Below are 23,564 nucleotides of genomic sequence, written 5' to 3' on the forward strand. Positions count from 1 at the left end.
ACGGCATCGTAGACACGCGCGACGCCTCGGGGGCAGGGCCGCGGAGAAGTCCAAGATCCGCCTTCCCCGGCCCGCGATCCGGACCCCCTGGTGCGCGCCTTCTCGCGGTGGCAGAGTGAGACGGAAACGTTGGATTGAAGGGGGACGGTGCGGGTGGCCTCGAACAGGAGCCTTCGGCCGAGGGGCGCCCGGGATTCGGAGGCTCGGGCCGCGGCGTGGCAGGCCCAGCTGACGCTCGCCGTTCGCGCCCCGTTCTGCGCGCACGGCGTGGACTACGACGATCCGGACAGCGTCGTCGGTGCCTCCGTCGAGCACAGCGTCCACGTGGATCAGGCGCTGACCAACCTGCTGACCGCGCTCGGGCCGAATCATCCGCTGACCTTGCTCGTGTTCGAGGCGAGCAGGGCCTCGCACGCGCTGACTTTGCTCCGGGAGTCGTGGGTCGCCTACTGCGGTGAGCAGGCGGCGCCGAGTGCTGACGACACCGTGCTCGCCCTCGACCGGGAGTTTCCCGCTCCCGAGCGCGTGCGGGCCTGGTCTTCGTACGACACGGCGCGCCGTCGTGTGCAGCTTCTCCGTGAACACCTCGTGCCCCTGCAGGACGAGCTGGCCGCCTTTACCGGGCACGTCCTCACCACGCGGCCTGCCGTGTGAGGCGGACGCGCTTGATCAGCCCTGTACGTGTGCTGCCAGGAGTAGCCCCGCGACGCTGCCGGCTTCGGTGATGCGGCCGGCGCGAACGGCGGCCAGGGCTTCGTTGAACTTCCACCAGTGCACCGTCATGCCGACCTCTGTGTCGTCCCGGTCGACCGTGCCGGCGCGCAGTCCGGTAGCGAGGAACAGGTGCGTCCGCGCGGTCGTTGCGGCGGGGAGCGGATCGATCACACCGAGGGGACGTACGTCAGTGGCAACGAGCCCGGCTTCCTCCTTCAGTTCACGCAGTGCCGCCGCCTGCGGCTCCTGGCCGTCGCTGCCGCCGCCGGGGAGGTGTAGGGCACGCCGCTGCTGGAGGTAGAAATCGTCCTCCACCAGAGCGACTCGTCCCTGATTATCGAGGGCGACCACGCGGACTCCATCGTCGACCGTGATGTGCTCGTATATGCCGTCGCTGCCGTCAGGCCGGATCACCGTGTCGCGGTTCAAGGCGATGAAGGGGCCTCGGTGCACCACTTCGGTCGCCGTCCGTGTCCATCCCATCTCCAGCCTCCCCGAGCCCTGCCGCTGATTGTCCGCAACCACGCTTATCGCCCACGCTGAACTCGGCTGCCGAGCCAATCTGCCGGGGAGCACGGACATGCGGCGGTCAATTCAACGCTGTGCACCGGGCGATGATGGCGGCCACGTCCTCCTCGCTCAGGGCGAGGTGATGGACGGGCTCGGGATCATTCAGGCGCCGGGTGACGACCACCTCGAACAGGTCGGCACGCTGGCCGTCCGCGTAGTGCATGCCCAGCTGGTACCAGTTCTGGATCACCCGCCACGTGACCCGATGCGGCGAAGGGCTGGCCTGCCAGTCCAACTCCAGGTGGAAATGCTCCTTCGCGGCATCGATGGTGCGGCGCAGCTCGTCGGGGACGATCTCAGGGTTGCTCGCGCGGTCGAGGATCTCCGCCAAGTCCTCGGCGCATGTTGTCCGGGGCGGGAGCGGGGCGTTCAGGCCCGGAGGCGGGCCGTCCTTGACCGTGCCCTCCGGTCGTCGCGGCCAGCGTAGGTCCGCGCACGCCTGGAGCTCGTCGGCGTCGATGTCCTCCGTGCCTTCGACATCGTCGAGGTCGACCACGTACCCGGCCGGCCCTTCTACCGTTTCGCTCTCGTCGTTGAACAACCATCCCGAGTCCCGTACGTAGCCGCGCCGTCCCGCGAACGCCCCAGCGGTGACCTCGACACGGTCGAACGTCTGGTGGCCGCCGTGCTCGGTGATGATCGTGGTCTGGATGACGCCCGCCGCCCAATGCGTGCAGACCTCCAGCGCCGGGTCAGGAAGACCGGAACCGATTCCCCGGCTCATCCCGCCCCACCGCACTTCCGGAGCGTCCGGCACCCAGCCGCTCTCGACGCCGTGCGGCCGGGCCGGAAGTACCGAGAGGGAACCCCTCGTGGGCGCATGGGGGTCCCACGTGCGGGTCAGCCACCGCCACGTCTCGGCCACCGGATCGCCGGGCGCGGCGGTGCGGGCGAGGTCATGGCCGACCCCTGGCAGCACTCCGGTGACCAGCGCGTTGACGCGCTGGTCATCGAGCAGCTGCCAGAGCACCGCATTCCATGAGATCGACGCGACCGGCTGGTCGTCGCGCAGGTGCAGGGCATAGAGCACCATGGCGATGATGTTGCGAATCGCGACGTCATCCCAGCAGTTCTCGTCCATCGCGCCGGGGCGCGCAGCGGCGGTTGCCGTCGTGGAACGGCAGACGGCCTCCGCCCAGGGGCCGGCGTCGGCCGCTTTCCGACTGCTCATCGATGACTCCGTGTTCCGTGCTGACTTAGAAGACGAACTTGCCCATCTTCCCAGCGGTTTCGGCGAGTTCGAGGACTGCCTTTGCTCGATCTGGCACGACCTCGGTCTGGTCGTACAGCCAGGCGACCAGGGCGGCCATCGCATGCACCGCAGCAACGGGATATTCGACCAGCTGCTGGCGGGCCGGTTCGGTGACAACCAGACGACTGGAGGCGAGGACTTCCAGCTGGTCCAGTCCGGCGTCCCAGTGCGTGGCCGGGCAGAGGCCACCGAGAAGAGGACGGGCGCCGGCTGCCCATGCCGCCGGGGCCACAGTGGCGCCGCTGTCGTCCAGGAGCTTTGCTCCCCACTCGCCGAGCCTGTGCACCAGGCCCTGAACCATGGACTGCGGTACCCAGGAGGACAGCACTTCGGCGACCTGGGCTCTAGGGGTGCCTGCCATCGCCGAGGTTTCCACGAGCAGTTGGTCAGCGCGTCGCCGCGTGGCGAAGTCCTCTTCGCTCTCGTCCGGTCGGCGCGGGGCGAACAGAGTGGCCGGAAGAGCATTGCCGTCTTCCGCGTACTCCAGGTACGCCAGCAAGATCATCCAGCCGTATACGTCCGTACCGATCTCCCAACGGGCGTACGAGGAGAGCCTTCCGGACCTCGCGTCATCCGGGGTGGGACGTTGGCGCGGCTCCCGGGCGAACTCCCGCACCGGAACAGGGAGACCCGCCTCTCGATCTCTGCGCTGCTTGTCCCGCCGCCGTTTCGCCTCGCCCATCCGTGTTCCCTCCCGCAGGTACGTCGGTACTCAGAGCACCAACACCACCTCATCAGACCACGCCGTTGGAGACCAAGTCCCAAGATCTCTTGAAGACACCCTTGGCCATAAACGCAACCATGCACGCCAACGCCGACCTGCACGGATAGGCCGTCCACGACTACGTGCCAGACGGAGCCGCCCTGCCGTGTGCGGATGTGGGGCTATTCGTTGTCGACGTCCTCGCCGAAGGCGACGTCCAACTCGGCGGCTAGGGCCTCGGCCAGCTGGAGTTTCTGGGCCTGGTCGATGACGATCTGCTTGAGCGAGGAGAGGCCGCGAAGCTGGGAGATGTCGTTGTTCCGAAGGTCGAGGCCCCTGTACTTTCCGCCCACGAACTCAGTCAGCCGCAGATCGCAGTCGTCGATCAAGGCGGCGCTCAGGTCGGCGTCAGTGAAGGTAGTCTCGCGCAGCGAGGTCTTGGCGAAGATCACGGGGCCGGCGGACCGGACACGGGTGAGGGCGCTGTAGTCGAGCTTGCAGTCGACGAACAGGACGTTGTCGAGCGTGACGTCCTCGAACAAGGCGCCCATGAGCTTGCAGTCGCGGAAGACGACGCGGGAGATCTTGCTGTCGGCCCACTGCAGGGAGGACAGCTCGCAGCCGGAGAACTCCACGGAGTCGACGCGTAGCTTCTCCAATCGGGTGCGCTGGGCCTTCAGGCCGGCGATCCGTCCGTTCAGCAGGTGGGCGTCGGCGAGGTCGAGGTCGCGCAGATCGGCGTCGGCATAGTGAAACTCCGCTACTCGGCCTCGGCCGCTGTCCAACGAGGTGACGTTGGAGAGGTAGAGGCCCGGCTCGTTCAGGACGGGGAGCGTGACGCTCGTACGGCGGATTGTGCGAGTGTCCATCGACAGTCCTTACAGCGCGGTGTCTCGGTCGAGGTACTGCTGGCGCACCCGCACAGGCGCGCTAGCAGCGGGATGGCCTACTGCGTCGAATTCCTTTGCCCTGGCGCTATCAGCGGGATCGTCGCCCAGGTCTTCCAGGTGATGGTCTTCTCGGCGTCGTTGGCGACGACGTCGACCAGTGCGACAGTGTCGACACAGAGTGGCGCGTGGCTAGGGCGGACTCGTCGTATGCGTCGGTGAATCTGGTGAAAGTGGTCCAGGTCTACTTCGGCGGAAGCGTAGGACTCGGTCAGGTGCAAGACACCGGTCTCGTATTCCGTGGCCTCGGTGCCGAATACGACCTCGAACGCCCTGGTGGCAGCAGTCCGCAGCTCGTTCAACGGCTCATCGGGCCCAAGATCGAAAATGATGCCCGTGCCATACGCGAGGGCGCTTCCCACCGTTATGGTGAAGGGGGCGATGCCCTGCATCTGACGGGCAAGTTCAGCTGTCAGGGTCTGACGCTCGGCCACGGTGACCGCGGCAGCCGGTCTGGAACTCAGCTGGTAGAGCGTGATGTGGAACCAGTCGTCTCCGACGTGGGTGAGCGGGTCGGCCTGGGTGGCGGCGCGGATGCCGTGCACGAGTTCGGCGAGTTCTGGGTTACGTCCGAGATCTACGGAGACGTAGGCGTGGGCAAGGGACGGGGCCTTGCCTTCTTCCCACAGGTCATTGCCCTGCTGAAACGTGAACGGCTTCATGACCGGACAACATACCGACTCATACATCAACATCGGCTGAGAGCAGGGCAGTCGATGCCTATTTGGCCGCCGGCTCACCTGAACCCGCATCCGCCGGCCCCAGCCGGGTCTGCCCTTTTCTCCAACGAAGGTTGTTGCGGTCATCGGATTGCGTGAGCGCGTGCGCCAGTCACCCCTGTCGCGATCCGCTGATGTATTGCTGGTGGGTCAGACTGCGGAGGCCAGGGTGTCGAACTCGTCGTCGGTGAGGGTGATGCGGGCGGCTTCAGTGTTTTCCTCCAGGTGGGAGGTCTGGGAGGTGCCGGGGATGGGGAGCATGACCGGGGAACGGCGCAGCAGCCACGCGAGGGCGAGTTGGGAGGGGCTGGCGCCGTGCTGTTTGGCGGCGGTGTCGAGCGGGCCGCCGGAGCGGGCGAGCTCGCCGGTGGCTAGGGGGAACCACGGGATGAAGGCGATGTTCTCGCGTTCGGCGTACTCAAGGACGTCTTCAGCGTTGCGGTTGGCGATGTTGAAGAGGTTCTGCACGGAGGCGATGTCCGCGATCGTGCGAGCCTCCTTGAGCTGGTGGACGGTCACCTCGGAAACGCCGATGTGGCGGATTTTGCCTTCCTGCTGGAGCAGGACGAGTTCGCCTAGCTGGTCGGCGAGCGGCACCTTCTCGTCGATGCGGTGCAACTGGTAGAGGTCGATGCGTTCGACGCCGAGGTGGCGCAGGCTCAGCTCGGTCTGCTGGCGCAGGTACTCGGGCCGGCCTACGGGGCGCCAGCCGTCGGGGCCGGGGCGGGTCAGCCCGCCCTTGGTGGCAATGAGTAGGCCGTCGGCGTAGGGGTGCAGGGCCTCGCGGATGAGTCGCTCGCTGACGAATGGGCCGTATGAGTCGGCCGTGTCGATGAAGTTGATGCCCAGCTCGACGGCGCGGCGCAGCACCCGTACTGCTTCGGCCGGGTCCTTGGGCTCGCCCCAGGTGCCGGGGCCGGTGAGTTGCATGGCACCGTAGCCGAGGCGGTTGATGGTCAGGTCGCCGCCGAGGGCGAAGGTGCCGGAGGCGTCTGCGGAGCGGGCGCTGCTCTGGTGGCTCATGTGACCCATTTCTTTCACTTGGGAACTGTCTAGTAGCTGTGGGCCGAAACACCGGGATGGCCAGACTGGAGTCCCGAAGTCAGGCTGCCGCTCGGCTCCGTGTCCTGCTACGCGCCGGGCGAGGGTGGTGCGGAAAGCGTGGGGCGTGATCGTGGGCGAACGTGCGGCTGCTTGTAGGCCGAATGCCATTGCGGTTGGAAGTCGGTCAGGTCGGATGTCGTCGGTAGTGCAGTCCGGGTGCGCGATCGAGGTCGAGAACGAAGCCGTCGGGCGAGGGCACGCTGTCTGCTGGAGAGGTGGTGAGCGTGAGCGTGTAGCCGTCCGCGGTGTACCTCGCGGGCCCGGTGCGGGTGAGACGGTCGCGAGTTCCCCGACGCCATAGATACAGCGAGTTCGCGCTATGGGTCAGACGGACGGTGCCGGGCACTTCCTTGCATGCGTACGTGCCAAGCGGGATGTGGGGCATGTCGCTGTCCGGAGGGTTCACCGGGGATGGCGGCGGCTCGGGACGGCGTTGAAGGGCTCGGGCGAGGACTTCGCTCGGGTCGGCTTCGGGGTGGCGGTCGAGGTCGGCGAGAGCGGTGGCGGCGACGTGGTCGGCTGCGATTCCGGTGTGGTTGGAGAGGCAAGTGATGCGAAGTCCTGAGCTGGTGAGGTGAGTGGCTGAGGAGAACCCCTGTTCGTGGCCGTAGTGGAAGACCGCGGTGCGGCCGGGGCGGGGATCGGCGTACAGACCGGCTCCGTACGTAAACGGGCGGTGGTCGCTGGGCCGGTAGTCGAAGTGCTGCTCGAACGGGAGCGTTGCGCCGGCGGGCTGCCATTCTTGCCAGAGGTGGCCGAGCCAGCGGTCGAGGTCGGCGGCGGTGCACCACAGGGAGCCGGGGCCGGGCAGCGTGACCGGGCGCTGCTGGTGGAACCAGCCGGCCGCAGTCGGCTGGTAGCTGGCGGCGGCACCGGGGATGACTTCGCGCGGATCGCTTTTGAAGCGGGCGGAGATCATGCCGAGGGGGTTGAAGAGCTGCTGGTTGGCGATCTCCTGGAGCCCGGTGCTGTGGATGTGCTTGAGGACTTCGCCGAGCAGGAGGTAGCCGGTGTTGCTGTAGAGGAAGCGGCCGGGCTCGACGGCTCGGTGGTGCTGGCGGTAGGCCAGTTGCAGCAGGTCGTCTGCGGTGTAGTGGTCGAGGTCCCGAAAGCCGGCGAGGGAGAGCAGGGATTCGGCATCGCGGACGCCGCCGTGGTGCTGGACGAGTTCGGCGACGGTCACGCCGGGGATGCGGAAGCGAGTCAGGAAGTCGCTGACCGGCCGGGCCAGGGAGAGGAGGCGGTCGCGGGCGGCGCGTACGCACAGGTACGCGGTGATCTGCTTGGCGACGGAGCCGACGTTGAAGGCGGTGTTCTCCCCAATGGGTGTGGCCAGTTCGAGGCTGGCCGCTCCGGTGTGCGCCTGCACCGGGGGTTGGTCGGCGGGGTGGATGCGCAGGATCAGGCCGGGCTCGTGCAGCCGGTCCGTGGTGCCGGTGGTCGGGGTGTCGGTGTGGTTCACAGGCTGAGGGCCTCGTGGTGGACGGCATACAGACGCTGCCGTAAGCCGGTGTCTGGGATGAGGTCGAGCGCGCGGGTGTGGTCGTCGGTGGTTGTGGCGAGCAGTTCACGCTGCTGGTCGAGGTAGGCGGTCAGAAAGCGGTGCACGGCGCCGGAGGTTTGGGGCAGGACACGGGCGGTGTAGAGCATGGTGAGGGGGAAGGCCCAGCAGGCGTGCAGGAAGCCGAAGGCGGGGCGCATCGTCTTCTTCCACGGGGAGAGGAACCGCGCTTCGTCGCTGAGCTTGGAGGCGGTGGCGGCCAGGGCGTCGTTGAGCCAGTTGTGGCTGGCTTCGTGGATGAGGTCGCGGCCCAGGACGATGGGCTCGTTGACGTGGTCGCAGAAGACGGTGCCGGGCAGGCGGGTGATGGTCCAGCTGTCGAGGGTGTCGCCGAGTTGCTTGTGCCGCAGCAGGACCAGGACGACGGCGTGGGCGGCCAGCAGCTCGGCGAACCCGGCCTGGGCTCCGGTGGCGTACGCGGCGGCGGCCAGTTCCCGCAAGTCCGCCGGGGCGGAGGTGCTATCGGGGCCGAGCACGTAATAGGGAGTCTCGGAGATCGCCGAGCGGGGCAGGCGGTCCAGGTCGGGGACGACCACGATGCGCGGGCCGACCGCCGTGGGCCCTGACAGCGTCGCGACGTCCGCGTCCGGGTGGGCGGCGTACCAGTTGAAGGTGGCGGTGTCGCGGACGCGGGCGGCGGCCTCGGCGCCTTCAAGTACGTGGTGGGCGAGGCAGTAGTCGGCGGCGGCCGTTGCCGGGGGCTCGGGGGCGCCGGCCGGGTGCGGCGCGGTGGACTGGATGACGGTGCGGATCTGACGGGCGCGGTCGTGGTGCAGGGTCTGGATCGGGGCGAACGTGAAGGCGGTGGCGGGCGCATCCACGGGGCGGTCCTTCCGACGGGGGCTGGGCCTGGGGCCGGACCGTTGGAGGTCCGGCCCCAGGAGGTGCTCACCGGCGCTCTGCCGCCGGTGGGGTGCGCGGCGCTCAGGCGTCGGTGCCCGCGGGGGCCTCGGTGGTCGGCCAGCCCTCGGCGGAGACGCTGGAGGTGTGGGCGGTGGTGCGGACGCTCTCGTCGTCGCCGCGCAGGTCGTCCACGGCGGCGAGGAAGTCGCTGATCCGGTCGTTGTCCATGAGCGTGCTCGTCCTTTCCAAAACGGGGGTGTTGGGGCCGTGCACCTTCTGGAACCCGAGGAGCGGCGGCGAGCGGGCGGTGGGCACCGTGGTCTCCTTCGGACGGACAGCGGGTTTCAGCGACCGCGCTGGGCCAGCGCGGTGGCCGGGGTGGCTGCTTGGCGGAGGGCGTCGCGGAGCTCGCCCATCGCGGGCCGGTCCTGCGGCGCGGGGGTGAGGGCCGCAGAGATCGCCGGGCGGAGGCTGGCGGGGGCGGCGTCGAGCCGGGAGTGGCCGTGGCGGGGGATGTCCGCGCACAGGAAGCGGTAGACCAGGACCGCGAGGCTGAAAACGTCGGCGGCTGGCGTGGCACGGTCGTAGGAGGCCGCGTACTCCGGGGGCCAGTGCACTTCGGGGCCCCGGGCAGCGGGCCCGCGCGGGGTGTCGGTGCGGCGGGCGGCTCCGAGGTCGGTGATCAGCCCGACGCCGTCCGAGATTAGGATGTTCTCCTGGTACACGTCGCGGTGCACGATCCCGCGCTCATGCAGGAGGCGCAGTCCCTCGGCGACGTCGGCCAGGATGCCCAGCCCGGTTGCCGTCTCGTGGCGGTCTCTGGCGGGGCCGGTGGTGAGGAGGGGGCGGAAATTTCCGCCGGAGCAGTAGGGCATCGTGTACCAGTCGAACCGGTCGGTGGTGCCTTCCTCCAGCAGCGGCACGACGTGCTCCGCGCCCGCGGCGGCGCGGGTGATGGCGACCTCGTGTCGGAAGTCCTCGCGGGCCAGGGCCCGTTCGGCTTCCGTCATCTCCGCGTACCAGTAGAAGCCGTAGGCGGCCCGGCGGGTGTGCTCGTCGAGCTCGGCCAGGACGTGGTTGCTGCCGAAGCCGGCCTTGAGGACCACCGGGGGTGCGTCGTCGCGGCTGGCGAGCACCAGGGTGCTGGCGCGGGTGAAGACGAGCAGGTCGTGCACGTGCCACCCGGCGTCGCGGATCCGGTCCAGGACCCAGGCGGCCGGGTGCAGGGGATGCAGGCGCATGGTGCGGCTCCTCATATTCGCGCCGCGTGCGGGGCGGCTTGACGAAGCCGGTCCAGGCAGGCGGCTGCCAGCAGATCGAGGTCGGGCTCGGAGGTGCACGGGTGCCGCAGCACGGGCAGACCGGTCGCGTCGGTCCAGGCGGTGGCGGCTTGCTCGTACAGGTCGGCGAGCCGGGTGGCGGTCGGCGGGTCCTCGCCGAAGCGGCGCGATGTGGCCCGGCCAGAGAGCCGGGTGTGGCACAGCTCGGGCGGGGTGGTCAGCAGGGCGGTCAGCTCCGCCCGCGCGGACGTCACCTCGGCCAGGCGGTGGACGTAGTCGGCTACCGGACGGTCGTGTAGCAGCGCCAGCAGACAGGCGGTTGACAGAGTGAGCCGGTCGGCGACCACCGCGCCCAGGGACAGGGCGGGGGCGAGGTTGTGACGGGCATGGAGTTCCAGATCGCGGCGTACGGTGGCCACCGCCGTCGCGACGCTGTCTGCGGGGCGGCCGGCCCGCAATCCGATGATGGTGCGGGTGGCCCCGAGCGACAGCCACGAGAACTGGCCGATGTGACCGAGATGGATGTCTTCGGCCGCGGCTGCGGCCAGGAGCCGGTCGCGCAGCGTGCTCTTCCCCGCTCCGGCGATGCCCTCCAGCGCCAGCAGCATGCCGCTCACCCCTCGTGTTTCTCGGCGATCAGCCAGCTGATGAACTTTGCGACCCGGCCGCGCAGTACGGGCTCGGTTCCATGGGTGAGCTGAGATCCGTACAGCAGGGCGGTGCCCGGGGCGGGGCTCACGCTCCAGCGGGTGCGGGGCATCTGCGCGAACCAGTCGGCAGAGTGGTCGGCCCCGTCGTGGGTCAGCCACATGCCGTCCGCGTAGCCGTCTTCGGTGCCATCGTCCAGGCGGGTGCTCCACAGGCGGTCGCTGGAGGAACTCTCGACGTAGAAGGCTCCGCCTGCCTCCGCCGGGCGGATCACTACGCTGATTCCGGCGATCTGCCTCGGCCAGGCGAGCGGGTCAGGGGCGATGCCGTCGAGGTGGCCGGTGATGTGCTGGCCGGGCCCGTACTCGACGTAGGTCCACGGCCGGCAGGCGGTGATCGACGGCATGACGCGGGACAGGGCCGGGCGGGCGTGGTCGAAGGCGCGCTGGAGCAGTTCCTCGGCCTCGTCCGGGATCTTGGGTATCTCCACCCGTCCGGCCGGCTCGTACACGGCCATCGCCTGCTCGTGGGAGTGACCGGGGATCTCGTGGATGGAGGTGGTGCGTTCCTCACCGAAGCGGGCGCGCTCGTCGTCGGTGAGGAAGCCGTTCATCACGGTGGCGAGCCGGGTCCGCTCCTCGACGTCGAGGAACCCTTCGACGCTGCCCATCGTGACGGTCTCGGCGATGTGGATCACGAGCCGATCCTCCTCGTTTCCAGCACGCGGCGGACGTCGTCCAGGCCGGTGCAGTGATTGAGCCAACTGGCCACGGGGCTGCCGGTGGTGGCGGTTGGGTCGGCCCACAGGGCCAGCAGCTCGCCGGTCAGCGGCAGCTCCTCCGCGCCGGGCAGGGAGCCGGGCACGGTGAGCTGGTCCAGCGCCGGGCACGGGGCCGCGTGCTGGGCGGCGAAGACCCGCCCGAGCCGGGCCGCCGCCGCGCGTCCGCAGTCACGCAGGAGCGTTTCCGCGGGGCTGGCCTGCCGGTAGCTGCGGCACTCGGTCTGCGCCCAGCCGGCCCCAACCGCTGCGGCTGCGGCGGCGATGCGACAGGTGGCGCAGCACGAGCCGACGGTCTTCGGGCACGGCTGGTGATAGGCCGGGAAGGTGGCGGCGACCTCGACGAGGGACGCCCAGGCGGAGTCCGGCAACAGCTCGTCGGCGGTACGGCGGCCGGGGGCGGCGCCATGGTTGCAGCACACCGGGCCCGGCCCGGGCGAAGGGCTGGCAATGAGTGCCGGTTCGATGAACAGAGCATGGAAGTACACGATCCGTCCCAGTAACTGGTGGATCGTCAGCGCGTCTGTGGCGCTGCTCACGCCGACACCCCCCCTGCCGTGCGTGCGGCGGTCCGCGGCACCGGGCAGTGGCACCCGCCGCCCGCAGTGGGGCGCTGATCGCGCAGTGCATATGCGACGATCTCCGTGGCGGCGTCCACGGTCTCGAAGTACGCCGTCCAGCCGTGCCCGGGGGCCGGCCGCAGGGCCAGGTCGAGCACGGGAGTCGTGCCTCCGGTGGCCTCGCACGTCAGTTCCGCACGCCCGACGGTCACCTGCACCGTGGCGGGCAGATCGGTGGCCACCGTGGTGACCGCGCGGCACAGAGCCGCGGCGGCCTGGGCGTACTCGTCAGGGTCGCGGGGGAGGATGCCGACCCGCCGTTCAGCGGGCGCCAAGTCAAGGCCGGTATAGGGGTGGCCCTGGCAGCTGTCGTACGTGACCAGGCCCCACGCGCGGGTGACGGCGTCGACCACGGGGCGGACCCCGGGCTCGATCGCCTCCTGCCACTGGGGGTGCGCCGGGTCCAAGTCGTCGGCCTCGTGGACGCCGGGCAGGCCGACGGTGTTGATGTTGCCGTGCGCGCTGGTTTCCAGTCGCATCGGCGTGCGGGGTGCGTCGGTGCGGTTCCAGCAGGCGAGGAAGGCCGCGACGTCGCGCATGCTGTTCGGCGTGCGGGGGCGCCAGCGCATCGTGCGGCACCAGGCGCCTTCGGGATGGGCGGGCTGGGCGAGGAGTGCGGCGATACCGTCAATCATCCGTATCCGGTAGTCGCAGTAGGCGTCCTGGTTCCCGGCCTTGTCGTAGCGCCAGCGGGTGGCCACGCAGCCGCCGCCGCACGCCGACCGGTACGCGCAGGTGGTGCACTGCTCCATCAAGGCTTTGCCCTGGTTCAGCAGCGGCAGCCGCCGCTGCGCCGAGGCGACCGCGCTCTGATCGGTGACCTGGCCGAGACGGGTGAGCTGGGCCTGTGGCCAGGGTAGTTCGTCGCAGCTGCCGAGCCGGCCGTCAGGGTAGAGCGTGAAGACGTGATCGCACTTGAGGTTGGAGAAGTGGCAGAAGCCGGTGTCCAGTCCGCGCAGGCGCCGGATGGTGGACACGGCCGGTTCCAGCTTCATACGGGCGAAGTGCCCGGCGCTGATCCAATGGACGGTGGCGGCGAGTACGAACTCGGCGTACTCGTCCGGCCTGATCGCCCAGGCCGGCCCGCCGGGGCCGCGCACGGCGGCGCGCTGGAGCTGTCGGCTTGCGGAAAGGCGTCGCCCCGGGGCGACGGTGGGCTGGTGGACGGAGGTGTCGAAGCAGGGCACGAAGCTGACGGCGTTGACCGCCTCGAAGTCGGCAAGGTGGTCCAGGACTGCTTCGGCGCGGCCGAGCACGGCGGGGGTGACGGCGGCGATCACGCCGGTCTTCCGGCCGCGTTCGGCCAGCAGCCGCAGGGCCGCGGCGACGCGCGGGTAGACAGGCTTCCCGTCGTAGCCGACCCGCCAGGCGTTGCCAGCCGCGTCGCCGTCCAGGGAGATCCCGATCTGAAGGCCCGGGTAGAGGGCGTCGAAGAGGTCCAGCCACTCCTCGTCAAGCAGCACGCCGTTGGTCTGGAGCGAGACGCGGACCACGCTGGGCTGGGCGGCCAGTTCACGCAGGACCTCGGTGACGTGGTCGTGTCCGGCGGTCAGCGGTTCACCGCCGTGGAGTTCGACGGCGAGCGGACGCCCCTGGAAGAGCTCTGCGAGCCGGCGCACCTGGCCGGCGTCGATCCGGGCTCCTCCCGGGGCCTCCTTGCGCTTCTCGTAGCAATACAGGCAGTCGATGTCGCAGGTCTCACCGCGTAACTTCAAGATCACCGATACGGCGCTGGCGGTGTCCTCGGCATCCAGGCCGCGGTACAGCCGGGCGATCGGATCGTGCTCGTGCTGTTCGGTGGTGCGGTACATCGGCTGCCTCCCGGGGTGGCAGTGACCGGATAGGGATCAGTCGTACAGGCGTCCCAGCAGGGCGCCCTGGCCGGACTGGAGGATGTGGGCGGCCTCCAGCGGGATCCAGAAGCACTCGAAGTGCGTGGGCTCCTGCTCCCCGTCGTGGTCCTCCTGGCTCATCCACCGCTCCGGGGTGGGCTCGGTCAGCTCCAGGTGGAAGACGTGGCGGCGCTGGAGCTCGAACCGGTAAGGGCTGATGTCGTACTCGGTCTCGCCGAGCTTGCGCACGAGCTTGAAGTCCTTCAGACCGGTTTCCTCGCGGGCCTCGCGCAGGGCCGCGGCCTCCGGCGTCTCGCCGTCGCGGATGCTGCCGGCCGGGACCTGGATGCCGACCTCTTCGTAGCTGTAGTCGGTGTGCCGGAACACCAGCAGCCTTCCGTCGCGCACGACGTAGCACAGCACCTTGTCCTTAGTGACCTTCTCGGGCACGGGAACACCCCTCTTCATACGTCGGAACCGGACGCGCACTCGGCGCCCGAGGGCATGGCGCACAGCCGCGTGCACCTCCTGGTGACGGGCAGCTGACACCGGGCAAACGACCTTGAGTCTAGGCCGTGCGACCGGACGTCCCGACAGCCCGAAAATGGTCGAACTGGCTTGCGGGACAGGCGAGATGAGGCGAGGCTGGACAGCCTCCGGGCGGTCAGCACCGTCCCTCCTCGATGGCACCGCCAGCGGTATTGCTGAGCCGGAACCAGACCTGTTTCCCGCGTAAGAGTGGCTGGGTCTCCAGCTCATCGACGAGGGCGGACAGCAGGTACAGGCCCCGGCGCCTTCCGCGCCGGCGGGGGTGGGGGGTCCTTCACCGCTGGAAGCGCGTCAGTGCCGCATTAGCTAACGTTCGCCCCGTTATAAGGGGATCAGGCGATCGGCAGCCCCAGGGCCCTGAGCGTCCCGGGGGAGACGTCCGCGCCTTCGAGGGCGTTGACGAGGCGGAGTGCCTGTTCCGCGATCACCAGGTCCTGCGGGACGTCGGGGACCGGGTCGCCGACGTCCCGCAGGAATGCGGCGACCCGGTCCCAGGAGTAGAGCACCGTCCCTTCACCGGATTCGGGTTCGGGGAAGCGCTGGTCCTGGGACAGCTGAGCCAGCGACTGCGCGCTGTGTCCGCTGCGCTGAGCGGCTTCGTCGAGTGTCACGGTGTCGGGCAGGGTGGCGCCTACAGCTTGGAGCCCGTCGATGAGCCGGATGCGTTGTACGGCTTCGGCGACAGCGTCCAGGAGGGTCGGGGCCTCGATATCGCAGGCCAGCTCCCGCAGCATGGCTGAGTCCGCGGACTTCGGGTGAGCGTCAGGATCTTCTGGGGCGAGCGTGTAAGAGATGGCCCCGTCCGCGAGGGCATCGCAGTGATCGAATGCGTCAGCCTGCTCACGGGTGAGTGGCTGCTTGAGAAGGATGCTGAAATTCCACTCCACTTCGTACCTCCCTAATGCGTGTGGGCTTTGACGAAGCGGTCGATCTTCTTCGCCTCGTTACCGGGGTTCTTGGGAGTGCCGGACACTGCAAGGCGCGCTCCGCACGAGCAGCAGACGACCCATCCCCATCGGTGACCATTCTTGTCTGGCACGACTGTGCAGCCAGCCCGCTTGGCGCGATCAAGCGCACTCGCCACATCCGCGTTTTGGTGCCGTCCTTTGGAAACCACGTGCTGACCGTACCTGTGATCCTGCTCACAACAGCGGGATCAGGTCACCGTCACGCCACAGAAGGGGAGTTGACGGCTGCAGTCCCGCAGACCGGGGCCTCCGGGGTCGCGCCGGACACCGGAGACGTTTCGGCACTGTCACTGGCCGCACGCAGCGTCCCGAGAGCCCCTACGGGATGATGGGCTCGGTGGTGAACTTCTCGGGGTGGGCGGTGGCGACGTAGTTCATCGCGGTGGATTCCGAGAGGCCATAGTAGAGGCGGCCGGCGCGGATCCCTCGATGGCAACTCGGGTGTAGGGGACGAGGTCGTCGGGCAGTGCGGCCGGGTCCCAGAATTTCCACTGGGTGCACTTGTCCGGCTCGCGGAGTTCGGGCTCGCCGGTCCAGGTCCGGGCGCGGAAGAAGAGGCCCATGCGGGGTCGGTCCCCGGTGCGGTCGATGTGGTGGACGATGTGGACGAGTTCGATGTCCTGCGGCTGGATCTGCAGGCCGGCCTCCTCACGTGCCTCTCTGATCAGGCACGTGATGGCGCTCTCCTGCTCGCAGTGGCCGGCCAGGACGTGCCAGGTGGAGGGCGCGAACGCGGAGTTGGGGTGGCGTAGTCCGAGCAGCACCGTTCCGTCGGGCCGCTCCAGGTAGAGGTGGACGCCGATGACGTTAAGGACCGTGCCGTGCGGGCAGGCCGGGCGGCGCTCCTCGTCCGAGGCGGCCCCGGTCTGGGACGTGCCGCGCCCTGATGTCCTCATGGTCCGGGCGGGACTGCTGGTCGGCATCGACGTCCTGGAAGCAGCCGAGGCCCTGGCGACGCGATGGCGCCCGCCGCAGGTCTGGGACATGAGCCCCTTCGGTGGAAGTGCAGCCCAGGACGTGTGGCAGCGCTTCGACCCGACGGTTTTCCTGCGGGGTTCCACGTCGGTCACGAAGGCCCAGGCCGCATTCCGCTCCTCCTACGGCCTACCCCCAGTCGATGCGGTCGCGGTCGGTACCGACAGCGTCGACCACCTGCGGGAGCTGACCGATGCCCTGACGTACGAGGTAGACGAGAACGTGGTCCGGGAGTACCGGCAGCTCCTCAAGGCCCGTCAGCTCACCTGAAGTTCCTGCAGCACCTGCTCTGCCGTCTTCCGCGCGGGGACCAGGCGGGGGTCCTCTGGGCCAGCGTAGGGACCGAGGATCTTCGCGGCGACGAACAGCGTCATCAGCTTGCCGTCCCGGCTCTCCAGATCGTTGCGCCGCTCGCTGCGGACGCGGTCGGCCAGTGCCGGGACAGCGAGGGAGGCCCCCCACAGGCTTGCGGCGTCCAGACCGCGCGGGGCCATGCCCCAGTCCTCCCAGTCGAGTGCGCAGAACACCGGTGATGTCACGTTCGCCCAGTTGAGATCCGCATGGGCTGGACACCAGTCGGTGACTGCCGTATCGACGCCGGGGAAGACGCTGTGGATCGTTGCCGTGACCAGTTCCTGTGTGAGGGTTTCGGTATCCGGTGTCGCGATCCGATTGGTGCTCTGCGCGGCGAGGGCGTCCAGCGAGGCACTCAGCGAGGCCCACCACTCCTCGGACAGCTGGGGGTCCTCCGCCGCCACGGCGCTGCTCACTGGTGTGCCCGGCAGGAGTCCTGTCTCGTCCGCCAGCCACATCACCGGCTCCGCCTCGTCCCGCCACGCGACACCGGCGAACCAGACCGGCTTGGCGATCCCGTGCAGAGCTGCGGCGGACGCGGTGCCGTCGCCGCCCTGGGCCCCGATCCGGTCGAGCCCGCGCCGTTCGACGCGCACCCACGTACTACGGTCCGTGCGTGCCCCCACAGAACGGCGCTTACGCACCACGGTGTCGTGATCCAGGTGCACCCCCAGTGACCGCTCCACACGGTCCAGTACGGCTTCTACGGGCTCTTTGCGCAGATCCACCGAACGCAGCGTCATGCGCCCGAACGTACCAAGTCCTCGCTGCAGTGTGCCGAGCCCGACACCGGCGGGCTCACCGCCATCGCCGGCTGCGGGCCATGGGCGCTGCGAGCGCGCCGGCCGCCGCAGCCGTGGTCTCTGCGGTGATGGCGCGGGACGGACTTCCTCACGCCGGCTCCCTCCTTTCCGGCGCGGCTGCGGGCGTCTCGGCACCGCCGAGCGGCGCTTCGGCAAGGACTGTCCACGTGTATCTGTCGCGCCACGTCTGCTGCTGGTCGACAAGGACGGCTCGGGTCACCCTCATCCGGGCACGAGACGGCCGGAGTTTCACCAGGGCCCGCGAGAGTTCGTCGTGGTCCCATTCGGCGCCGCTGTACGCCAGGCTCATGTGCGGCCAGAAGACCTCCGGGGCCTTGGGCATCGCCTCGGCGCCGATGACGCTCTCGGTGGCACGCCGCAGAGCCCAGAAGAGAGCAGAGATCCGTTCCTCGGGGTAGACCGCGGGGACGACACCGTTGTGGATGGCCTGGGCAGGGCCGATCTCAAGCTCGAACGGTTCGATGGCACGCAACACCGACCGCGCGGCTGCCGCGATGGCCGCGGCCTGGTCGGGCGTAAGCGGGCCGACGGACTGGAGCGTCGAGTGCAGCCACTCGACGGGCACCGGGTTCAGCTCCGGGTGACGGCTGAGGATCTCGGCATGGGCGCGGGCGAAGTCCCGCACCGCCGGCTGGTCGTCGAAGAGCAGATGCCAGTGGGCACGCCGTTCGCCCTCCGGCCAGTGATGGGTGGCCCAGAAGTCCCTCATTACGCCTCCACTTTGCTGGGGTCGAAGTCTGCAAAGACCGGCAGATGGTCCGACGCTGCTTCGGCTGCCGGGCTCCTGTGGGCCCGGTATCCGGTCAGCGCGGGGGCGACGGAGCGGCTGGCGAGGATCAGGTCGATGCGCCTGGGTCCCCATGGGTCGGGGTCACCCTGGCCGTCCGCCCAGTGCCCCGCCGTCGGCTCCCACGGAGCACCGAGGTGGGCAGCGGCATCGACCATGTAGCCCTTGCGTAGCAAGGTCTCGGTCGGCCGGCGGTCCGCGAGCTGAGTCGTGCCGATCGTGCCGGCCTGTACCTGGAACTCCAGGTCGTCGTGGTCCATCGCGGTATAGGGCTCGTCGTCGTAATACCAGAGGCCACCATGGCCGTCATCGACCTTGGCGGCGGAGATCGAGTTGAAGTCCCCGAGCGCGAAGCCGGGCTTGACGCCGCCCGTCCGGCGGAAGGTGCCCTTCAAGCGGAGCGACTCGTCGTACCGGAAGTCGGGGCGGAAGGGGTCCCCGTGGTAGCTGGCCACGAGGATCGGCTCCTTGGCGCCGACGTCGAAGCGGGCTGTGGTGCAGCCGTGCCAGTAGTCGGGTGCGCCGAAGGGGCGGTACGACCCCTCGACCAGTCCGACGGACTCGGGGTTCCACATCAGCGCGGTCCACCACGGTCGGTGCCAGTTCGCGGCCATGGCCGTGCCGTGCGGGTGGCCGGCGCTTGCCCCGACGGAGGCGCTCAGGCCGCACTGTTCGGCCAGGTCCTGGATGAGTGAGGAGGCGTCGTTCTCCCAGTCGTCGCGCGCGGTGGCGTTCTCGTCGATCACGACTTCCTGCAGAGCGAGAATGTCCGGCGCTATCTCCTGGATGGCTGTGACGCGTGCTTTCCAGGAACTGGTGCTTCGGGCGGCGAGGGTGAGCTTGTATGCGTTGAGATTGGCGATCCGAATTTTCCGCGACACGTTCAACTCCTACGTACTCAACTACGATTCACGATCGGACGGTGGGTGCGTCCAGAGCGACGGCAGTGATTCAGCCTCTGCGTTTTACTCATGGTCACGTTGCTTCGGGCTGCGGGCCGCGCGGATCGGGGGCGAGGGTGACGTCCATCCACGGCGCAGCCTCTGCGCGATACGAATGCCCTACAGGATCGGTGCCGCTGCGGTCATCGAGGCTGAACCCGGTGACCATGATCATGCCCGAGTCGTCGGCGACCGAGACGAGCTGGCTTCCACAACGCGGGCAGAAGCCGCGGTGCAAGGTCGGCCAGCTTGAGTACCACGTCGGCTCGCCGCCCGGCCCCACCCACCTCAGCCCGTCCTTGCGGAAACCGACCCACAGGACAGCAGGGCCACCGGAGATGCGCGTCTCGTGCTGGCACGAGCACAGATGCGGGTCATCCGGATCGCCATCCACCTCGTACACGGTGTCGCCGCACAAGCAGCGCCCCGTCCGCACAGCAGGCTTCGACTCCGCCGTGCCGACGAACGGCGCCGCATCGCCGTCCGAACGGCCGCTCAAGTCGGTGGGATCGGTGAGGTGGTCACGTCCGGACGGGTGGGGTGCAGTGGACATGGTCTCCTCTTTCGACTTCGACTGCCGGGTTGGCCGGCGGTTGGTCAGGGCTCAGATGACGGGGGGCCGGCCGACCTTGGTCAGTCGCCACACGGTGCGCCAGCTCATGGGAGTGCGCTGCTGCTCGGCGCGAAGGGTTGCCGGTGCGTTAGGGCAGTTCGATCGGTCCGTAGCGCGCGTGCGGCTCCTGCCGCATCAGCGCGTCGTACCGGTCCGCTACCGAGAAGTGCCAGAACTCGGTCCCATAGTTCGTAAAGCCCGCGTTCTCCATGACGTTGAGCAGCAGCGTGCGGTGGTGACGCGCCTGATCGCTGAGGTGCGGGGCGTGCGTGAAGCAGGCCCCGTCACTCTCCTCCGGGGAGGCATTGACACGGGTGCCGAGGTCGAGTTCGTGGCCGTCCTGGTCGACGAGGGTGACGTCCACCGCCGCACCTGCGGAGTGGGGCACGATCTCCGGCGGCGACACGTACCGGCTGGCGGCCTGGTGCAGCTGCTCAGCTGTCCAGTCGGAGTGAGCGGCGGCCAGCTCGTCCCGGTACTCGGTGAAGTAGCGCTGCTGGAGGGCCAGTGGCCGGTAACCCTCGATGAACAGCAGGTCGGTGCCGGCGGGCAGGAGCGAGCGGGCGTGCTCCAGCCGGGCCAGGACGCCCTCGCGAACGTGGGCGAACGCGCCCAGCGGATCTTGCTTGCGGGGATCGACCCGGAAGTCGTGGTCACGTACGTCGACGAGGGGCTCCCCGCACTCGCGCACCGGGACCGCGGCGACCCGCGGATCGGACATCAACACCAGAGGGTTCATCGAGTCTCCCTGTGACGGCTTGCACTGCGGTAGTGGGACGGGGGAGGCCGGGACCAGATCGGTTTCGCGCAGGATCCGCACGACGGTGTCCTGCAGCGTGCTGTCGGCCGGGATCACGGTCTCCAGCCCGCTGGGCAGCAGATCCATCTCGCGGTACCAGGAGGCGAGGTGGGTGTCGGTGACTTGCTCCAGGTACGCGGCATCCGCCTTCGACGCGTGCCGGAGCAACGTCGTCTCCAGCGGCACGTGCAGGTAGTAGCAACAGGAGACACCGCGGTGGTCCCGTACCAGAGAGGTGATCATGTGGCTGTAGCGATCGGCGTACAGGATCCCTTCGAGCACGACGTGAAAGCCGGCGTTCAGTGCTTCGCGTGCGATCCTGCCCAGCAGAGCGATGTTGGCGCCGCGCGCGGTGTCGTGTTCCCTGAGCACGTTCCGGCGGATCACGTCCTGGCCCACGATCGCGATACCGCGGCCGTAGTGATCACGCAGGCCCTGGGCCACGCTTGACTTGCCTGACGCCGAGTTGCCGCGGATCACCACGAGGCGGGTGTCCGGACGTCCGGCCGCAGTTCCAGCGGACCCGCGACACGGTGCGCCGCTCGGTGCGCGGGTCATGCGGGCCAGCCCGTCTCGCTGTACAGCTCCCCGTTCTGGATCTTCTCGATGGCCACCCGGGTGTAGTCGACGAGGTCGTCGGGGAGTGCGGCAGGGTCCCAGAATCTCCACTCGGTGCACTTGTCCGGCTCGCACAGCTGCGGCTCGCCGCTCCAGGCGCGGACGCGGAAGAACAGGCCCATGCGAGGCCGGTCCCCGGCCTTGTCGATGTGGTGGACGACGTGGACGAGTTCGACGTCCTGGCGTTCGATGTGGAGGCCGGCTTCTTCCCATGCCTCCCTGATCAGGCAGGAGATGGCGTTTTCCTGCTCACAGTGACCGGCCAGGACGTGCCAAGTGGACGGCGCAAACACGGAGTTGCGGTGGCGCAACCCGAGCAGCACCGTCCCGTCGGGCCGCTCCAGGTAGAGGTGGACGCCGATGACGTTGAGGACCGTGCCGTGCGGCGAAGTCCGGCGCTCCTCCTGCGGTGCGAGCCCACTCTGCGGCACGGTACCGGCCGGGAGGCTGGCGGCGTGGCGCCGGACGAGGTCGCTGGTGGTGTCAGCGATACGGAGCCGGTGGAGGTCTGAGGGGGTGACCCAGGCAAGCATCACCCCTTCCGTCAGGTGGAGTTCGCGGGGGTCGCCGTTCCAGCGGCCAGCATAGATGGCGATGGGCACGGTAGCGCCGTCGTCGTGGGAGACACACTCGGTGGCGAACGGGCTCAAGTCGTCGATGTCGAGGCCGGCTTCCTCGGCCAGTTCGCGCCGCACGGTGTGCTCCAGGGTGGCGTCCTGGGACTCTCGGCCGCCGCCCAGCAGGGACCACATGCCCGGCTCCCAGATCTGGCCGGGGAGGTAGTCGCGCAGGTGGAGCAGGTACTCGCCGCGGTCGTTGTAGATCAGAGCCGAGGCGTTGGCCGTCTCCAGTTCGGCTGCCAGCGGGAGCTTGAGCAGCTTCTCGCGAAGGGTCGGGGAGGCCACCCGGTCCACGGGAAGCCACTCGCTGCCACCGACCTCTTCCGCCTGTAGCACCACCGGTACCTCGGTGGCGTCGTGCATACGGAAGAGGAACCGGAGGTCGAAGTGGGCGTGTCCGGGTTCGCCCTTGCTCGGGCGAGCGTCCATGTCGTGGATGCCGATGTCCAGTGGCACGGTCTCGTAGCCGGGCCACGGCGTGACGGCCTGCGGCGGGATCCCGGTCTCCTCATGCAGCTCCCGCAGCGCCGCTGCTGCCAGGGACTCGTCGGAGGGCTCGGTGTGTCCGCCGGGAGGGAGGACCTTCCCGCTCGCCAGGTGCAGCACGTGCAGGACGCGGCCGAGCTGGTCGACGACGATCGCGGCGCAGGTGACGTGCCCGGTGAAGGTGGAGCGGCTGGCGATGTCGCCGCCGGTCCGGTCGAGGGCGACCAGGAGGGCGCCGAGCTGTGCGCGCTCGTGAGGGTGGCGAGCGAGGTAGGCGTCAACGGTGGTGCGGATGTGGTCGTGCGACAACGGCATGGGGCTACCTCAGAGGGGCGTGGAGCGGGAGGAGTCAAGGCGGGGCGGGTCGTTCGCGTCAGCTCAGCCGCATCCCCTCCGCCGGGATCTCTTCGACGGCGGAGGGGCGAGCGGTGGGCAGGCCCCACCGGTCGTGCGCCGTGTCCGCTGCGAGTTGGGCTTGCCGGGCTCCAGGCGGGCCCCAGCCCAGCAGGGCAGCTGCCTGGGAGGGAGCGGCGAGCAGGCGGGCGAAGGGGTGGCCGGTGGCGGGGTCTACGGCCGCCGGGCCGATGGCGGTGACTTGGGCGGCCAGGCGGAGCCTCGCGTTGGGCCCCACGCCGCCGTAGACCTCGCCGGTCTCATCCAGCACCCAGCCCAGTCGCACCGGATCGGCCAGGGTGAGCTGGGCTTCCTCGGCGGCTTCGCGGTGCAGGGTGTCCTCGGGCGTCGCGTCGGTGCTCTCCACGGTGCCGCCGGGCAGCATCGGCAGCGCCCCCCGCGGGCCGGGGTCGGCCACGACGACGACGCGGCCGTCGGGGACGAAGCACCACGCCCAGGCTTGTTGCACGGGCAGCTGCTCGGGGACGGGGGCGCGGTGGAGGGGGTTGTCCCACAAGGGCCGGTAGCGAACGTGGACGTCGTGCCGGTCCAGGGCCGGGACGTTGAGGATGTGCCGGCCGTCGGCGAGGTGGGCGGTGGCGGTGTTCCCGAGCCGGGCACGGTAGGCGGCGAGCATGATCTGCCCGTCTACGGGGCGCAGCTTCTGTACCGCGTCCCGGGTCTCCAGGAAGGCGTACTCGGACAGCTCCTCGTGCGGCAGGCGGATCGCCTCCACCTGGTCGGGGGCGAGGGTCCCTGCGTCGAAGACGAACCGGACCTCGCCGGGGCAGGCCGTGCCGGGCTGAAGGTCGGCGTGGTGCGGGGAGAAGGAGTGGACGGCGAGCACGGCCGACAGGGGCAGATCCAGGCCCAGTTCCTCGGTGATCTCGCGCTGGCAGGTGACGTGCGGGTGTTCGCCGGCTTCGACGACGCCCCCGGGTAGCAGCCACGAGTCGTCCTTGCGGTAGGTGGGGTGCACCAGCAGGACCCGGCCGACCTCGTCGGTGATGATCGCGGCAGCGCCGAGCCACGCCGCGTGCCGGGATGCGGCGTACTGCACTGCGGG

At 69.3% G+C, this 23,564-nt stretch carries 26 protein-coding genes; 2 read left to right on the forward strand and 24 right to left on the reverse strand.

Translation table 11 applies throughout. The features are described from left to right. Positions 1–267: 267 nt before the first annotated feature. Positions 268–654, forward strand: a complete 387-nt coding sequence (locus tag ACMATS_RS24995; protein WP_414169128.1) for a hypothetical protein — start codon at positions 268–270, stop codon at positions 652–654. A 15-nt stretch (positions 655–669) separates the two neighbouring features. On the opposite strand, the gene ACMATS_RS25000 is transcribed toward ACMATS_RS24995, so the two are convergent. From ACMATS_RS25000 to ACMATS_RS25080, 17 genes are all read right to left on the reverse strand, one after another. After that, complete coding sequence (locus tag ACMATS_RS25000; RefSeq protein ID WP_414169129.1) at positions 670–1,239, reverse strand: NUDIX domain-containing protein; 570 nt, start codon at positions 1,237–1,239, stop codon at positions 670–672. A 64-nt stretch (positions 1,240–1,303) separates the two neighbouring features. Beyond that, a complete protein-coding gene (locus ACMATS_RS25005; protein ID WP_414169130.1) occupies positions 1,304–2,365 on the reverse strand; it encodes a hypothetical protein in 1,062 nt (353 codons plus the stop codon). Between the two features lie 115 nt (positions 2,366–2,480). Next, the gene (locus ACMATS_RS25010) at positions 2,481–3,218 is read right to left on the reverse strand and encodes a hypothetical protein (RefSeq protein ID WP_414169131.1); all 738 of its coding nucleotides are present in this window, start codon (positions 3,216–3,218) and stop codon (positions 2,481–2,483) included. Positions 3,219–3,421: 203 nt separating this feature from the next. Beyond that, entirely contained in the window at positions 3,422–4,108 is a 687-nt protein-coding gene (locus ACMATS_RS25015; RefSeq protein WP_414169132.1) for a pentapeptide repeat-containing protein, read from the reverse strand. A 77-nt stretch (positions 4,109–4,185) separates the two neighbouring features. Continuing rightward, complete coding sequence (locus ACMATS_RS25020; protein ID WP_414169133.1) at positions 4,186–4,848, reverse strand: hypothetical protein; 663 nt, start codon at positions 4,846–4,848, stop codon at positions 4,186–4,188. Positions 4,849–5,055: 207 nt separating this feature from the next. Continuing rightward, positions 5,056–5,928, reverse strand: a complete 873-nt coding sequence (locus tag ACMATS_RS25025) for an aldo/keto reductase (protein ID WP_414169134.1) — start codon at positions 5,926–5,928, stop codon at positions 5,056–5,058. 205 nt (positions 5,929–6,133) lie between these two features. Continuing rightward, complete coding sequence (locus ACMATS_RS25030) at positions 6,134–7,471, reverse strand: serine hydrolase domain-containing protein (protein WP_414169135.1); 1,338 nt, start codon at positions 7,469–7,471, stop codon at positions 6,134–6,136. Further along, positions 7,468–8,391 (reverse strand): aKG-HExxH-type peptide beta-hydroxylase, encoded by a 924-nt coding sequence (locus ACMATS_RS25035; RefSeq protein ID WP_414169136.1) that lies wholly within the window; start codon positions 8,389–8,391, stop codon positions 7,468–7,470. The genes ACMATS_RS25030 and ACMATS_RS25035 overlap by 4 nt, the downstream gene beginning before the upstream one ends. Before the next feature lie 103 nt (positions 8,392–8,494). After that, complete coding sequence (locus tag ACMATS_RS25040; RefSeq protein ID WP_414169137.1) at positions 8,495–8,728, reverse strand: hypothetical protein; 234 nt, start codon at positions 8,726–8,728, stop codon at positions 8,495–8,497. 29 nt (positions 8,729–8,757) lie between these two features. Further along, entirely contained in the window at positions 8,758–9,654 is an 897-nt protein-coding gene (locus tag ACMATS_RS25045; protein WP_414169138.1) for a protein kinase domain-containing protein, read from the reverse strand. Between the two features lie 11 nt (positions 9,655–9,665). After that, positions 9,666–10,310, reverse strand: coding sequence for a hypothetical protein (locus ACMATS_RS25050; RefSeq protein ID WP_414169139.1), 645 nt, complete (start codon positions 10,308–10,310; stop codon positions 9,666–9,668). Then, positions 10,307–11,038 carry a hypothetical protein gene (locus ACMATS_RS25055; RefSeq protein ID WP_414169140.1) on the reverse strand — a complete coding sequence of 244 codons (732 nt, stop codon included), beginning with the start codon at positions 11,036–11,038 and terminating at the stop codon, positions 10,307–10,309. The genes ACMATS_RS25050 and ACMATS_RS25055 overlap by 4 nt, the downstream gene beginning before the upstream one ends. Continuing rightward, positions 11,035–11,658 carry a hypothetical protein gene (locus tag ACMATS_RS25060; protein WP_414169141.1) on the reverse strand — a complete coding sequence of 208 codons (624 nt, stop codon included), beginning with the start codon at positions 11,656–11,658 and terminating at the stop codon, positions 11,035–11,037. Before ACMATS_RS25060 ends, ACMATS_RS25055 begins: the two co-directional genes overlap by 4 nt. After that, a complete protein-coding gene (locus ACMATS_RS25065) occupies positions 11,655–13,550 on the reverse strand; it encodes a radical SAM protein (protein ID WP_414169142.1) in 1,896 nt (631 codons plus the stop codon). The genes ACMATS_RS25060 and ACMATS_RS25065 overlap by 4 nt, the downstream gene beginning before the upstream one ends. Positions 13,551–13,586: 36 nt before the next feature. Continuing rightward, positions 13,587–14,021, reverse strand: a complete 435-nt coding sequence (locus ACMATS_RS25070) for an NUDIX hydrolase (protein WP_414169143.1) — start codon at positions 14,019–14,021, stop codon at positions 13,587–13,589. Between the two features lie 431 nt (positions 14,022–14,452). Further along, positions 14,453–14,854: a hypothetical protein gene (locus tag ACMATS_RS25075; protein WP_414169144.1), complete on the reverse strand. Its 402-nt coding sequence runs from the start codon at positions 14,852–14,854 to the stop codon at positions 14,453–14,455. Between the two features lie 608 nt (positions 14,855–15,462). Further along, positions 15,463–15,984, reverse strand: a complete 522-nt coding sequence (locus tag ACMATS_RS25080; RefSeq protein WP_414169145.1) for an NUDIX hydrolase — start codon at positions 15,982–15,984, stop codon at positions 15,463–15,465. Between ACMATS_RS25080 and ACMATS_RS25085 the strand changes: the two genes are divergently transcribed. Beyond that, complete coding sequence (locus ACMATS_RS25085) at positions 15,983–16,333, forward strand: hypothetical protein (RefSeq protein WP_414169146.1); 351 nt, start codon at positions 15,983–15,985, stop codon at positions 16,331–16,333. The two genes, ACMATS_RS25080 and ACMATS_RS25085, sit on opposite strands and share 2 nt — an antisense overlap. Here the strand turns inward: ACMATS_RS25085 and ACMATS_RS25090 are convergent. The 7 genes from ACMATS_RS25090 to ACMATS_RS25120 form a co-directional block, all read right to left on the reverse strand. Beyond that, complete coding sequence (locus ACMATS_RS25090) at positions 16,321–17,160, reverse strand: hypothetical protein (protein ID WP_414169147.1); 840 nt, start codon at positions 17,158–17,160, stop codon at positions 16,321–16,323. The genes ACMATS_RS25085 and ACMATS_RS25090 overlap by 13 nt on opposite strands. A 148-nt stretch (positions 17,161–17,308) precedes the next feature. Then, positions 17,309–17,950 (reverse strand): 2'-5' RNA ligase family protein, encoded by a 642-nt coding sequence (locus ACMATS_RS25095; RefSeq protein ID WP_414169148.1) that lies wholly within the window; start codon positions 17,948–17,950, stop codon positions 17,309–17,311. After that, positions 17,950–18,909, reverse strand: coding sequence for an endonuclease/exonuclease/phosphatase family protein (locus ACMATS_RS25100; protein ID WP_414169149.1), 960 nt, complete (start codon positions 18,907–18,909; stop codon positions 17,950–17,952). Before ACMATS_RS25100 ends, ACMATS_RS25095 begins: the two co-directional genes overlap by 1 nt. A gap of 94 nt (positions 18,910–19,003) precedes the next feature. Then, positions 19,004–19,522, reverse strand: a complete 519-nt coding sequence (locus ACMATS_RS25105) for a GFA family protein (protein WP_414169150.1) — start codon at positions 19,520–19,522, stop codon at positions 19,004–19,006. A gap of 148 nt (positions 19,523–19,670) precedes the next feature. After that, a complete protein-coding gene (locus ACMATS_RS25110) occupies positions 19,671–20,864 on the reverse strand; it encodes a M15 family metallopeptidase (RefSeq protein WP_414169151.1) in 1,194 nt (397 codons plus the stop codon). A 71-nt stretch (positions 20,865–20,935) separates the two neighbouring features. Further along, the gene (locus ACMATS_RS25115; RefSeq protein ID WP_414169152.1) at positions 20,936–22,420 is read right to left on the reverse strand and encodes an NUDIX domain-containing protein; all 1,485 of its coding nucleotides are present in this window, start codon (positions 22,418–22,420) and stop codon (positions 20,936–20,938) included. A gap of 58 nt (positions 22,421–22,478) precedes the next feature. Further along, positions 22,479–23,558: an NUDIX hydrolase gene (locus ACMATS_RS25120; RefSeq protein WP_414169153.1), complete on the reverse strand. Its 1,080-nt coding sequence runs from the start codon at positions 23,556–23,558 to the stop codon at positions 22,479–22,481. Positions 23,559–23,564 lie beyond the last annotated feature (6 nt).

The organism is Streptoverticillium reticulum, assembly GCF_047456005.1.
In the GTDB taxonomy this organism is placed as follows: Bacteria; Actinomycetota; Actinomycetes; order Streptomycetales; family Streptomycetaceae; genus Streptomyces; species Streptomyces reticulum.

Bases quoted from the DNA above. Each gene is read 5' to 3' on its own strand.
- ACMATS_RS25005 (WP_414169130.1), bottom strand. From the start codon at position 2,365: ATGGACGAGAACTGCTGGGATGACGTCGCGATTCGCAACATCATCGCC.
- ACMATS_RS25010 (WP_414169131.1), bottom strand. From the start codon at position 3,218: ATGGGCGAGGCGAAACGGCGGCGGGACAAGCAGCGCAGAGATCGAGAG.
- ACMATS_RS25015 (WP_414169132.1), bottom strand. From the start codon at position 4,108: ATGGACACTCGCACAATCCGCCGTACGAGCGTCACGCTCCCCGTCCTG.
- ACMATS_RS25020 (WP_414169133.1), bottom strand. From the start codon at position 4,848: ATGAAGCCGTTCACGTTTCAGCAGGGCAATGACCTGTGGGAAGAAGGC.
- ACMATS_RS25025 (WP_414169134.1), bottom strand. From the start codon at position 5,928: ATGAGCCACCAGAGCAGCGCCCGCTCCGCAGACGCCTCCGGCACCTTC.
- ACMATS_RS25045 (WP_414169138.1), bottom strand. From the start codon at position 9,654: ATGCGCCTGCATCCCCTGCACCCGGCCGCCTGGGTCCTGGACCGGATC.
- ACMATS_RS25065 (WP_414169142.1), bottom strand. From the start codon at position 13,550: ATGTACCGCACCACCGAACAGCACGAGCACGATCCGATCGCCCGGCTG.
- ACMATS_RS25075 (WP_414169144.1), bottom strand. From the start codon at position 14,854: ATGCTGCGGGAGCTGGCCTGCGATATCGAGGCCCCGACCCTCCTGGAC.
- ACMATS_RS25085 (WP_414169146.1), top strand. From the start codon at position 15,983: ATGGTCCGGGCGGGACTGCTGGTCGGCATCGACGTCCTGGAAGCAGCC.
- ACMATS_RS25080 (WP_414169145.1), bottom strand. From the start codon at position 15,984: ATGAGGACATCAGGGCGCGGCACGTCCCAGACCGGGGCCGCCTCGGAC.
- ACMATS_RS25090 (WP_414169147.1), bottom strand. From the start codon at position 17,160: ATGACGCTGCGTTCGGTGGATCTGCGCAAAGAGCCCGTAGAAGCCGTA.
- ACMATS_RS25095 (WP_414169148.1), bottom strand. From the start codon at position 17,950: ATGAGGGACTTCTGGGCCACCCATCACTGGCCGGAGGGCGAACGGCGT.
- ACMATS_RS25105 (WP_414169150.1), bottom strand. From the start codon at position 19,522: ATGTCCACTGCACCCCACCCGTCCGGACGTGACCACCTCACCGATCCC.
- ACMATS_RS25115 (WP_414169152.1), bottom strand. From the start codon at position 22,420: ATGCCGTTGTCGCACGACCACATCCGCACCACCGTTGACGCCTACCTC.